This window comes from Pseudomonas sp. GD03842 (genome assembly GCF_029841165.1).
GTDB lineage: Bacteria > Pseudomonadota > Gammaproteobacteria > Pseudomonadales > Pseudomonadaceae > Aquipseudomonas.
Map to the genome: position 1 here is coordinate 456,031 of NZ_JAOCEA010000003.1, position 12,005 is coordinate 468,035.

Annotated in this window: 10 protein-coding genes; 4 read left to right on the forward strand and 6 right to left on the reverse strand. The window is 58.2% G+C overall.

Annotated elements, in window-relative coordinates; genetic code table 11:
• Window positions 1-39 precede the first annotated feature (39 nt).
• Together N5D61_RS07040 and N5D61_RS07045 are read left to right on the forward strand one after the other, a co-directional pair.
• The gene (locus N5D61_RS07040; RefSeq protein WP_279891594.1) at window positions 40-2,682 is read left to right on the forward strand and encodes a glucosidase; all 2,643 of its coding nucleotides are present in this window, start codon (window positions 40-42) and stop codon (window positions 2,680-2,682) included.
• A gap of 71 nt (window positions 2,683-2,753) precedes the next feature.
• Window positions 2,754-3,941, forward strand: coding sequence for an MFS transporter (locus tag N5D61_RS07045; protein WP_279891596.1), 1,188 nt, complete (start codon window positions 2,754-2,756; stop codon window positions 3,939-3,941).
• Between the two features lie 184 nt (window positions 3,942-4,125).
• On the opposite strand, the gene N5D61_RS07050 is transcribed toward N5D61_RS07045, so the two are convergent.
• The 4 genes from N5D61_RS07050 to glyQ are packed head-to-tail and all read right to left on the reverse strand — an operon-like array spanning window position 4,126 to window position 8,520.
• Window positions 4,126-4,896 (reverse strand): lysophospholipid acyltransferase family protein, encoded by a 771-nt coding sequence (locus N5D61_RS07050; RefSeq protein WP_108236340.1) that lies wholly within the window; start codon window positions 4,894-4,896, stop codon window positions 4,126-4,128.
• 57 nt (window positions 4,897-4,953) lie between these two features.
• A complete protein-coding gene (gene gmhB / locus N5D61_RS07055) occupies window positions 4,954-5,505 on the reverse strand; it encodes a D-glycero-beta-D-manno-heptose 1,7-bisphosphate 7-phosphatase (protein WP_108236341.1) in 552 nt (183 codons plus the stop codon).
• Between the two features lie 16 nt (window positions 5,506-5,521).
• A complete protein-coding gene (gene glyS / locus N5D61_RS07060; RefSeq protein WP_279891598.1) occupies window positions 5,522-7,576 on the reverse strand; it encodes a glycine--tRNA ligase subunit beta in 2,055 nt (684 codons plus the stop codon).
• The gene (gene glyQ, locus N5D61_RS07065) at window positions 7,573-8,520 is read right to left on the reverse strand and encodes a glycine--tRNA ligase subunit alpha (RefSeq protein WP_108236343.1); all 948 of its coding nucleotides are present in this window, start codon (window positions 8,518-8,520) and stop codon (window positions 7,573-7,575) included. The genes glyS and glyQ overlap by 4 nt, the downstream gene beginning before the upstream one ends.
• Before the next feature lie 82 nt (window positions 8,521-8,602).
• Here glyQ and N5D61_RS07070 point away from each other — a divergent pair, with 82 nt between their 5' ends.
• Window positions 8,603-9,157, forward strand: coding sequence for a DNA-3-methyladenine glycosylase I (locus N5D61_RS07070; protein WP_108236344.1), 555 nt, complete (start codon window positions 8,603-8,605; stop codon window positions 9,155-9,157).
• Window positions 9,158-9,226: 69 nt separating this feature from the next.
• Entirely contained in the window at window positions 9,227-10,114 is an 888-nt protein-coding gene (locus N5D61_RS07075) for a lysophospholipid acyltransferase (RefSeq protein WP_279891599.1), read from the forward strand.
• 135 nt (window positions 10,115-10,249) lie between these two features.
• On the opposite strand, the gene N5D61_RS07080 is transcribed toward N5D61_RS07075, so the two are convergent.
• Both N5D61_RS07080 and trkA read right to left on the reverse strand, forming a co-directional pair.
• The gene (locus N5D61_RS07080; protein WP_279891630.1) at window positions 10,250-10,540 is read right to left on the reverse strand and encodes a tetratricopeptide repeat protein; all 291 of its coding nucleotides are present in this window, start codon (window positions 10,538-10,540) and stop codon (window positions 10,250-10,252) included.
• Window positions 10,541-10,575: 35 nt separating this feature from the next.
• A complete protein-coding gene (gene trkA, locus N5D61_RS07085; RefSeq protein ID WP_279891601.1) occupies window positions 10,576-11,949 on the reverse strand; it encodes a Trk system potassium transporter TrkA in 1,374 nt (457 codons plus the stop codon).
• Window positions 11,950-12,005: the final 56 nt, after the last annotated feature.

Sequence of the window (12,005 nt, forward strand, 5' to 3'; positions counted from 1 at the left end):
TTCAATTACGACTACAACGCCAGTGACTGGAAATTGACTATGCCTGCCAACGCTGCTCGGAAGACCTTGCAACAGACGACTGAAGGGCTACGGCTAAAAGGCGAGGAAGCGGCAGGTTGGCGGGAATGGGGGCCCTATCTGAGCGATCGTCAGTGGGGAACCGTCCGAGAGGACTACAGCGCTGATGGCAACGCTTGGGACTATTTCCCGCACGACCACGCCCGCAGTCGTACCTACCGCTGGGGCGAGGATGGCTTGGGCGGTTTCTCGGACAAAGCGCAGTACTGGTGCCTTGGGCTCGCGTTGTGGAACGGGCGCGACCCGATACTCAAGGAGCGCTTGTTCGGATTGAACAACAGCGAGGGCAATCACGGCGAGGATGTGAAGGAGCTTTACTTCCATGTGGATGGCGTGCCGAGTCATGCTTACATGCGCATGCTCTACAAATACCCACACTCAGCATTCCCCTACAGTGATCTGGTTGAAGAAAACGCGCGTCGCGGTTTGGATGATCCGGAATACGAAGTGCTGGATACCGGTGTTTTCAACGACGACCATTATTTCGATGTCAGCATCGAATACGCCAAAAACACCCCCGACGATATATTGATGCGGGTGACAGTCGTCAACCGGTCAGATTGTTCTGCGCGATTGCATGTCCTCCCCCACGTCTGGGCGCGGGATACATGGAGTTGGGCACTGGACGCTGAGCGCCCTTCCCTCTCGCTCATTGGCGACCGTATTGTGGCTCGCCATCCTCAGCAGGCAGAACGAGAAGCATCGGCCTGGGGGATGGACGCATGTGAGTGGATATTTTGTGAAAATCGCACGAACTCCCCCAAGCTGTTTGGCCTTGAGGAAGCCGGGCCCTTCAAGGATGGTATCAATGACTGGCTCGTCGACGGCAGAGAGGACGCGATACGTCGTGACACCGGCACCAAAGTGGCTGCGGATTTTGTCCTGGAATTAGCCGGGGGAAGTTCTTCATCCGTCTACATGCGCTTCGCACCGGCTGGCTGTGCTCGAGTGAATGCGAAGAAGCTGTTTGAAAGACGTCGGCAGGAAGCGGATGAATATTATGGTGTGTTGCAAGCGGACTTGATGGACCCCGACGCGCGTAATGTTCAACGCCAAGCCATGGCGGGCCTGCTGTGGTCCAAACAGCTTTACGCTTTCGATGTGAAAGCCTGGCTTGATGGCGACCCGGGTCTCCCCCCGCTTCCGAAGGAACGCGCTCATCTGCGCAACAGTCAATGGAGGCACCTGTGCAACTTCGACATCGTCTCAATGCCCGATAAATGGGAATACCCGTGGTATGCCTCGTGGGATCTGGCTTTTCAAGCGGTGGCCTTCGCGCTCATCGATGTGGATTTCGCCAAAGACCAATTGCTGCTGCTGGTAAAGGACCGTTTCATGCACCCTAACGGCCAGCTTCCTGCGTATGAGTGGCGGTTTGACGACGCCAACCCTCCTGTGCACGCCTTGGCATCGTGGCGCGTTTATCAAATGGAAAAGGCTCAAAAAGGCTTCGGCGATGTGGCCTTTCTCGAGCGGGTTTTCCACAAGCTGCTGTTGAATTTTTCTTGGTGGGTCAATCGAAAGGACGCCGAAGGCCACAATATCTTCCAAGGGGGCTTTCTTGGGCTGGACAACATCGGGCTGTTCGACCGTTCCGCTGCCCTCGCCCCTGGCTACCAGCTCGATCAGGCGGACGGTACGGCATGGGTCGCAGCCTATGCCCTGGACTTGATGCGCATTGCCCTAGAGCTCGCGCAATACAATGAGGTTTACGTCGATATTGCTGTGAAGTTCTTCGAGCATTTCCTGTATATCGCTGGTGCCATCAATGAAGTTGATCAAGCGGAGGTAGAAGGCCTCTGGAACGATGAGGATGGTTTTTTCTATGACGTATTGCATCGCCCGGATGGTCAGCGGGAATCGGTCAGGCTTCGATCCTTCGTAGGGTTGATTCCGCTGTTCGCCGTGAGGGTATTGGAGCAGCGCGAGCATGAGGGCTTGAAAGGCCTGAGAGAGCGTTTGTTGGGTTTTTTACACCATCGACCAGACTTGGCGGCGTTGGTCTCGCGATGGACCGAACCGGGAAAAGGCAACCGTCTGCTATTAGCGCTGCTGCGCGGGCAGAGAACCAAGGACCTGATCACACGCATGCTCGATGAGCACGAATTTCTCTCGCCTTACGGCGTGCGTTCTTTATCCAAGTTTTACGCCAAGCAGCCGTTCAGCATGCAGATCAATGGCAACACACTGTCGGCGGATTATGAGCCTGCGGAGTCCGGCTCTCGATTGTTTGGCGGCAATTCCAACTGGCGGGGTCCGGTCTGGATACCGTTGAATTACATGCTCATCGAGTCACTGCGGGAGTTCCACCGCTACTACGGCGAGAACTTTTCCGTCGAATATCCGAGCGGCTCGGGCTATCTCGCCTCGCTCAAGGAAGTAGCAGACGGGCTGAGTCAGCGGATCAGCCAACTTTTCCTTCGTAACGACGAGGGGAACCGCCCGGTCATGGCAGGTTATGCGCAGCTTGAACGTGACCCTCTTAGCCGAGATCTGGTGCTGTTTCATGAGTACTTCCACGGTGAGAACGGACGTGGTCTCGGGGCCTCGCACCAGACGGGGTGGAGCGCATTAGTGGCCCTGCTGCTTCAGCCTTCCGTCTAGAATCGTCGATCATTCGGCGAGGAGGAACCTCGCTGTGCCAAAGCGGATGCGGATCAAGGAGACGTAAACGGATGTCGTTTCGGAAGTACCAAAAGGTCTTGGCCATCCCGCGTGTCATGTCGGCCACATTGTTCATGTTCGTAGCAGGCCTGCCCCTCACGATCATGACGTTGACTTTGAGCCTGCATGTGCTCAATGAGATGGGACACAGTTACTTCGATGCCGGTGTGGTCGCAACAGCCACCGCACTGGGGTTTGCCGTAGGCTCGCCGTTGGTGGGACGGATGATGGATCGGCATGGATTACGGCCTGTCGTGGCCCTCTGCGGGGCGCTGTCCACCCTCGCCTGGGTTTCGTTGCCCGTGGTTAACTACGTCCCCTTCGTGGCACTCGCCTTTGCCGCGGGCGTGTTCACGATCCCGACTGGTTCGTTATCCCGACAGTTCGTCGCCAGCCTCGTGCCTGAAGATCAACGGCGCCCGGCGTACTCATTGACCACCATGTTGATGGAGTTGTCATTCGTCATCACGCCTGCTTTAGGCATTCTGCTGATTACCACCTATTCCGCAACGGCCGTGCTGTTCGGTATCGGCGCATGGCGTGCTGCGTCTTATATCGCCCTGTACGTGCTGAATTGGCCGATACGCGACGTCGGTGAAAGCGCCCCCTCCCCCGACAAGGTCGGGCTGAAATGGCGGCAGTGGTTCAGTGCTCGCTTGTTGAGTGTTTTGCTCGTCAGCGCCGGCGCGCTGTTCGTGCTGTTCGGTACCGAACTGGCGCTGATCGCAGTCCTTCGCGAAAACGGGGAGATTGCCTACACGGGCTACGTCATTGCCGTCATGTCGATCGCTTCGATAACCGGGGGCTTCGTTCACGGCATGGTTCACCGATCCTGGTCTCTTATGCGGCTAGCAGTGACGATGAGCCTGCTTTTGCTTCCCGTAGTCTTCTTCGATCAAGTCTGGTGGCTGTTGATGCTGGCGCTGTTGCCCACCAACCTGCTGTGCACACCCACGCTGGCTGCCAGTTCGGAAGCGGTCGCAAAGTTGGCGCCCGCCAGCGTACGGGGCCAGGTCATGGGCCTGCAGGACTCCGCGAACCGTCTAGGGCAGACGCTTTCGATGCCACTGGTTGGCTTCGCTATCGACACCTCATCTCCTGCGATGGGCTTCGTTGCGGCGGCAAGTGGAGGGCTGGTGTTGATCGGGGTGGCGGCGCTGTTTGATCGGTGGGTGACACCGACTAACCCATCGGCGTGAACACAAAACGTCAGTCTTGGCTGGAAGGCTCAAAACCGGCGTTATTCGGGATAGATAGGCACGCTCATAAAAACTTATGCACGTTTTTGGGTCTTTAATCTCAAAGAGAAATAAATCGTTAAATCAATGAGTTATCGATATTAAATTGAAAATTCTCACAATTGGTGCACAGGTTATCCACAATTCAGGCCGGTGATTTTTCCGAGACGGTGACTGGCTCTACAGGCGACCCCATAGCCTTCTGCGTCTCCTCATTCCATGCGGCCACTCGGTCATTCAACGCTGCGATGGCGCGAGGGCCACTGCCTTCGGCATACATGGGAGCACCAATAACCACTTCGATCGTACCCGGCTTTTTGCCCCACCCTTCTTTTGGCCAGTACCTTCCTGCGTTATGCGCCACGGGCAAAACAGGCAATTCAGCGTTTACGGCCAGCGCAGCGCCGCTGCGAGAAAACTTCCCGATCTGGCCATAGGGGACGCGAGTCCCTTCAGGAAAGATCAAGACCCAAACACCGTCCTTGAGCAGTTCGTCGCCCTTCTTGGCCACGACCTTCAAAGCCGCTTTGGGGTTGTCGCGATCAATGGCAATGGGTCGCAGCATGGCCATGGCCCAGCCAAAGAACGGCACGTACAGCAGTTCGCGCTTGAGCACCTGGCTCAAAGGCTGGAAATGAGCGGAGAGGAAGAACGTTTCCCACGTACTTTGATGATTGGACACGATCACGCAAGGCGTCGTGGGAACGTTCTCCTGGCCGGTGACGTTAACCTTGATGTTCAGAAACACCTTCGTCAGCCAGACTGCGCAGCGACACCAGTAGACGTTGATGAAACGATAACGGACAGGAAACGGCAGGAAAGGCGCGACGAAGAAACTCAGTGAACACCACAGCAAGGCGCTGGTGCCCAGCAGCAGGTAAAAGATGAAGATCCTGATGGCCTGCACTATCGACATGGCTGCATTTACCATTACGGGCATTTGCCCGAAGTGAGCATGGCGCCACACGACCGGTCAGTCGTGCGACGACGCGCTGTTGTGAATAAGTTCCGCGGCAACGGCCGCCAGATCGTCGAATACCAACGTTCCAGCAGGCAAAGAGTTGCTCCGCGTCTTGTGACCTTTGCCTGTCATGACCAGAACAGGTTGACAGTCGACGGCCATCGCCGCCTCCAGGTCACCCCTGCTGTCGCCAACGAACCATATTCCGCGCAAATCGACGGAATAATGATTGGCGATGGTGCGAAGCATTCCCGGTTTGGGTTTGCGGCAGTCGCACCCCGTGTCAGGGCCATGAGGACAATATACGATCAGACCGACCTTGCCACCCCGCTCGGCTACCAACGCTCGTAACTGTGCGTGCATGGCATCCAAGGTGGCCAGATCATAGTAACCACGAGCAATGCCAGACTGGTTGGTGGCCACCGCCACCGTCCAGCCGGCCTTGCTCAATTGCGCGATGGCCTCGATCGAGCCGGGAATCGGAATCCATTCCTGCACCGATTTGATGTAGGCGTCGGAATCCTCGTTGATCACTCCATCTCGATCGAGAATCAGCAGCTTCAAATCAGTCGCTCCCGCGTTAGCCCAACAGGGAGATGTCGGCCACGCCGAGGAACAGATTGCGCAGACGTGCCAACAATGCATACCGGTTGGCACGTACGCTGGCGTCTTCGGCATTGACCATCACTGCCTCGAAGAAGGCATCCACCGGTTCGCGCAGCGCTGCCAAGCGCGCCAGTGCTTCGGTGTACTGGCGATTTGCGGCCATCGGCCCCACCGCCTGATCGGCCTGCTGAATGGCCGAGTACAGCGAAAACTCGTTGGCGTTGTCGAAATACTTCGGCTCCACCGTCTGGGCGATATTCCCCTCGGCCTTGCTCAACAGATTTGACACGCGCTTGTTGACCGCGGCCAGCGACGCTGCTTCCGGCAATTTGCGGAAGGCTTGCACGGCTTGCACGCGCTGGTCGAAATCCAATGCCGAGCCTGGCTGCAGCGCGCGCACCGACAGATAAACGGAGGCGTCCACGCCCTCGTCTTCGTAACGGGCGCGCAGGCGGTCGAAGATGAACTCGAGCACCTGGTCAGCCAGGCCGGCAGCCTTGACCTTGCTGCCGAACTGAGTGACCGAAAACTGAACAGCCTGGATCAGGTCAAGGTCCAGTTTCTTCTCGATCAGAATCCGCAGGATCCCCAAGGCGGCGCGCCGCAGCGCGTACGGGTCTTTGCTCCCGGTCGGAAGCATGCCGATGCCGAAGATACCGACGAGGGTGTCGAGTTTGTCGGCAATCGCCACGGCCGCGCCGGTCAAGGTGCTCGGCAATTCAGCGCCAGCGCCGCGCGGCATGTATTGCTCGTTCAACGCCAGCGCCACGTCCTCAGGCTCACCATCGGCCAACGCGTAGTAGTAGCCAGCCACGCCTTGCATTTCGGGGAACTCGCCGACCATCTCGGTCGCCAAGTCGCATTTGGACAGCAGACCGGCACGCCCTGCGCGCTGAGCGTCGCCACCGACATGAGGCGCAATGAACGCAGCCAGCCGGGAAACACGTTCTGCTTTTTCGAACACAGTACCCAACTGCGCTTGAAACACGACATTCTGCAAGCGCTGGTTGAAGGTTTCCAGGCTCTGCTTCTTGTCTTGTTTGAAGAAAAACTCAGCGTCGGTCAGCCGTGGGCGAACGACTTTTTCGTTACCCAGGATGATCTGCGAAGGGTCTTTGCTTTCAACGTTGGCCACTGTGATAAAGCGTGGCAGCAGCTTGCCGTCAGCATCCAGCAGGCAGAAATACTTCTGGTTGTCCTGCATGGTGGTGATCAAGGCTTCCTGCGGCACTTCGAGGAAGCGCTCTTCGAACGAGCACACCAGTGGAACAGGCCATTCGACCAGCGCGGTCACTTCGTCGAGCAACGCAGGCGGTACGATGGCGGTGCCCTCGTGGCGGGTTGCCAATTCGTCGACACGTTTGCTGATCAGCGCACGGCGCTCGTTGAAGTCGGCCAGAACGTTCGCGGCGCGCAGATCGCTGGCGTAGTTGGCTGGCGAGGTGATGCGTACGCTTTCCGGGTGATGGAAGCGGTGGCCACGGGACTCACGGCCAGCGGTTTGGGCAAGGATGGTGCAATCGATGACCTGATCGCCGAACAGCATCACCAGCCACTGGGTCGGACGTACGAACTCTTCCTTGCGCGCACCCCAGCGCATGCGCTTGGGAATCGGCAGGTCGTTGAGCGAATCCTCGATGATGGTCGGCAGCAGGCTGGCCGTCGGCTTACCGGCGATGTTCTGGCTGTAACGCAACTTCGGGCCGCTCTGATCGATTTCACTCAGATCGACGCCACATTTCTTGGCGAAGCCCAATGCGGCTTGCGTCGGGTTGCCGTCGGCGTCGAACGCGGCCTGGCGAGGTGGACCGTCCAGATTGACGCTGCGATCCGGTTGTTGCGTGGCCAACTGAGTGATCAGCACTGCCAGCCGACGCGGGGCCGCGTACACCTGCTTGGCGCTATAGGTCAGGCCCGCAGCCTGCAGGCCTTTTTCAATGCCGGCCAGGAATGCTTCGGCCAACGTGTTCAGGGCCTTTGGTGGCAGTTCTTCGGTGCCCAGTTCAACCAGAAAATCTTGAGCACTCATTGTGCAGCCTCCAGCTTAGCCAACACTTCATCGCGAATATCGGGGGCAGCCATCGGGAAGCCAAGCTTGGCCCGGGCCATCAGGTACGCCTGGGCCACGGAACGGGCCAGGGTGCGTACGCGCAGGATGTATTGCTGGCGCGCAGTCACGGAAATTGCGCGACGGGCATCCAGCAGGTTGAAGGTGTGCGAAGCCTTGAGCACCATTTCGTAGCTCGGCAACGGCAGTTCGGCGTCGATCAAGCGCATGGCTTCGGCTTCGTAGAAATCGAACAGCTCGAACAGTTTGTCGACGTTGGCGTGTTCGAAGTTGTAGGTCGACTGTTCCACTTCATTCTGGTGGAACACGTCGCCATAAGTGACTTTGCCAAACGGCCCGTCCGTCCAGACCAGGTCGTAAACGGAATCGACGCCCTGCAGATACATGGCCAGACGCTCCAGGCCGTAGGTGATCTCACCGGTCACCGGATAGCACTCGATGCCGCCGACTTGCTGGAAGTAGGTGAACTGCGAGACTTCCATACCGTTGAGCCAGATCTCCCAACCCAGGCCCCATGCGCCCAGCGTAGGCGACTCCCAGTTGTCTTCGACGAAACGCACATCGTGGACCAGCGGATCCAGACCTACGCGTTTCAGCGAGCCTAGGTACAGCTCCTGGAAGTTGTCCGGGTTGGGTTTCAGAACCACTTGAAACTGGTAGTAGTGCTGCAGGCGGTTAGGGTTTTCGCCATAACGGCCATCGGTAGGACGACGGCTTGGCTGGACGTAGGCGGCGTTCCAGGTTTCCGGGCCGACGGCGCGCAGAAACGTGGCGGTGTGGAAAGTACCGGCGCCCACTTCCATATCGTAGGGCTGAAGTACCACACAACCTTGCTCGGCCCAGTATTGCTGAAGGGCGAGGATCAAGTCTTGGAAGGTACGCACGGCTGGCGTAGGCTGGCTCACGAAATTCACCTGTACTGGGGGGCTGCGATTTAAAGAGCGGGAGTATACCCGATTCGGCAGCGCCTCCACCCTTGGGGGCCCTATGCCACGCTGCTTTTGGTGCAACGATGACCCGCTTTACATGGCCTACCACGATCAAGAGTGGGGTGTGCCGCTGCGCGACGCGCAGAAGCTGTTCGAGTTTCTGTTGCTCGAAGGGTTCCAGGCCGGTCTGTCGTGGATCACCATTCTGAAGAAACGCGCCCGTTACCGAGAGGTCATGTTCGACTTTGATGTGAGACGCGTGGCTGCCATGACCGACGCAGAAATCGAAGAGCTCATGCTCGAACCCGGCATCGTGCGCAATCGCCTGAAACTCAACGCCGCACGCAAGAACGCCCAGGCCTGGCTGCGGCTGGACGACCCGGTGGCGTTTGTGTGGTCATTTGTGGGCGGCAAGCCCAAGGTCAATCATTTCAAGGACCGCAGCGAAGTCCCGGCGGTCACACCGGAGGCCGAGGCGATGAGTAAGGCCCTGAAGAAAGCCGGGTTCACGTTCGTGGGGCCAACCATTTGCTACGCCTACATGCAGGCGACAGGGATGGTGATGGACCACACCACCGATTGCGATCGGTATGCGCAGTTGGTTACGTCGTAGGAGCGCGCTTGGTCTGCGTTGCTCGCAGGAGTGGTTACAATGCTCGCCTCATCGATGCAGGAGTGATCTGTGGATAAGTTCAAAGGCGCCATGATGGTCGGAGCGTTGCGGTTGTTTGCCCTGCTCCCCTGGCGCGCGGTGCAATGGGTAGGCACGGGTATCGGCTGGCTCATGTGGAAGCTGCCGAACCGTTCGCGCGAGGTCGCCCGGATTAACCTTTCCAAGTGTTTTCCAGAACTGAGCCCTGCCGAACTCGAGGCATTGGTGGGTCGCAGTTTGATGGACATCGGCAAGACGCTGACCGAAAGTGCCTGTGCCTGGATCTGGCCTGCGCAGAAATCGATCAACCTGGTCCGTGAAGTCGAGGGGCTGCACATTCTTAAAGATGCTCTGGCGTCTGGCAAAGGCGTGGTCGGCATCACCAGCCATCTGGGCAACTGGGAAGTGCTCAACCACTTTTACTGCAGCCAGTGCAAACCGATCATTTTCTACCGCCCGCCCAAGCTCAAGGCTGTGGATGAATTGCTGCGCAAGCAGCGCGTGCAGTTGGGCAACCGCGTGGCGGCCTCCACCAAGGAGGGCATTCTCAGCGTCATCAAGGAAGTGCGTAAAGGCGGCTCGGTGGGTATTCCGGCGGACCCGGAACCGGCAGAATCAGCCGGCGTCTTCGTGCCCTTCTGCGGGACGATGGCGCTGACCAGTAAGTTCGTGCCGAACATGCTGGCGGGTGGTAAAGCGGTAGGCGTGTTTCTCCATGCGATGCGTCTGGAGGACGGTTCAGGCTACAAAGTGGTACTGGAAGCCGCACCGGATGACATGTACAGCCCAGATACAGAGACCTCGGCGGCGGCGATGAGCAAGGTCGTGGAGAAATACGTGCGTGCTTATCCGAGCCAGTATATGTGGACCATGAAGCGCTTCAAAAAACGTCCTGAGGGCGAGAAGCGTTGGTATTGAGGCCTTACGCCGCCCACTGTTGGAGCGCGCTTGCCCGCGATTGCGTCATATCAGCCACATTTTTGTTACCTGAGACACCGCAATCGCGGGCAAGCGCGCTCCTACAAGAAATGCATTTCAAGGCTGGATTTTGGATCAGGCCTTTCGGTCCAGCTTTTTGATGAATACCGTCATTTCTTTCTCAGCCTGTTTGTCGCCGTGGCCCACAGCCGCCTGGATACCTTGTCCCCACGCCTGTCGAGCCTGTGCGGTATTCCCCGCCGCCAACCACGCTTTGCCGAGCAGCTTCCACGCTGCTGAATAGTTGGGATCGAATTCAACACAGCGCTGTAAATGCTCGACCGCCTTGTCGTGATCGCCGGCATCCAGATAACCCTTGCCCAGACCGAAGCGCAGCAAGGCGCTGTCCATGCCCTTGGCGAGCATTTTTTCCAGTGATTCGAGCACGCTGACCCCCCTTTTTAGAAAAAGCTCAACCCCACCTGAAACAGTCGCTCGACGTCGCGTATGTGCTTTTTATCCACGAGGAACATGATCACATGGTCGCCGGATTCGATAACCGTGCTGTCGTGGGCGATCAATACCTGCTCTCCCCGTGTAATGGCGCCAATGGTGGTGCCTGACGGCAGGTTGATGTGCATGATCGCTCTGCCGATCACCTTGCTGGACTTCGCGTCTCCGTGGGCCACGATTTCGATCGCCTCTGCCGCGCCCCGTCGCAATGAGTGGACACTGACAATATCGCCGCGCCGAACATGGGCCAGCAACGTGCCAATGGTCGCCAGTTGGGGGCTGACCGCGATATCGATTTCTCCCCCTTGCACCAGATCCACGTACGCCGGATTGTTGATGATGGTCATGACCTTCTTGGCGCCGAGTCGTTTGGCCAGTAGCGAGGACATGATGTTGGCTTCGTCATCGTTGGTCAGGGCCAAGAACAGGTCGGCATTGTCGATGTTCTCTTCCATCAGCAAATCTCGATCTGAGGCGCTGCCTTGCAGGATGACCGTGTTGTCGAGTGTGTCGGACAGGTAACGGCAGCGGGCCGGGCTCATTTCCACGATCTTCACCTGATAGCGACTCTCGATGGCCTCGGCCAACCGCTCGCCGATCTGGCCGCCTCCTGCGATGACGATACGTTTGTAGCTTTCGTCGAGACGACGCATCTCGCCCATGACGGCACGAATGTCAGCCTTGGCCGCAATGAAGAAGACCTCGTCATCCGCTTCGATCACTGTGTCCCCTTGAGGACTGATCGGACGGTCACGGCGGAAAATGGCAGCGACCCGTGTCTCGACATTCGGCATGTGCGCGCGCAACTGACGCAGTTGCTGGCCCACCAGCGGTCCGCCGTAGTACGCCTTGACTGCCACCATTTGCACCTTGCCCTCGGCGAAGTCGATGACCTGCAATGCGCTCGGGTATTCGATCAGACGCTTGATGTAGTGGGTGACCACCTGTTCGGGGCTGATCAGCACGTCGACCGGGATCGCCTCGTTGTCGAAGAGTCCCGCGCGTGTCAGGTAAGCGGACTCACGCACTCGTGCGATTTTGGTCGGTGTGTGGAACAGCGTGTACGCGACCTGGCAGGCGACCATGTTGGTTTCGTCGCTGCTGGTGACGGCCACCAGCATGTCAGCGTCGTCGGCGCCCGCCTGGCGCAGCACGGTGGGAAAGGAACCGCGGCCTTGGATGGTTCGGATGTCGAGGCGATCCCCAAGCGCACGCAGGCGGTCGGCATCCGTATCGACTACCGTGATGTCATTTGCCTCGCTGGCCAGGTGCTCCGCAAGTGTTCCGCCAACCTGCCCTGCACCGAGAATGATGATTTTCAATCAGTCTCTCCCTGAAATGATGTTCTGCAACGCCACAATCTGTAGGAGCGCGCTTG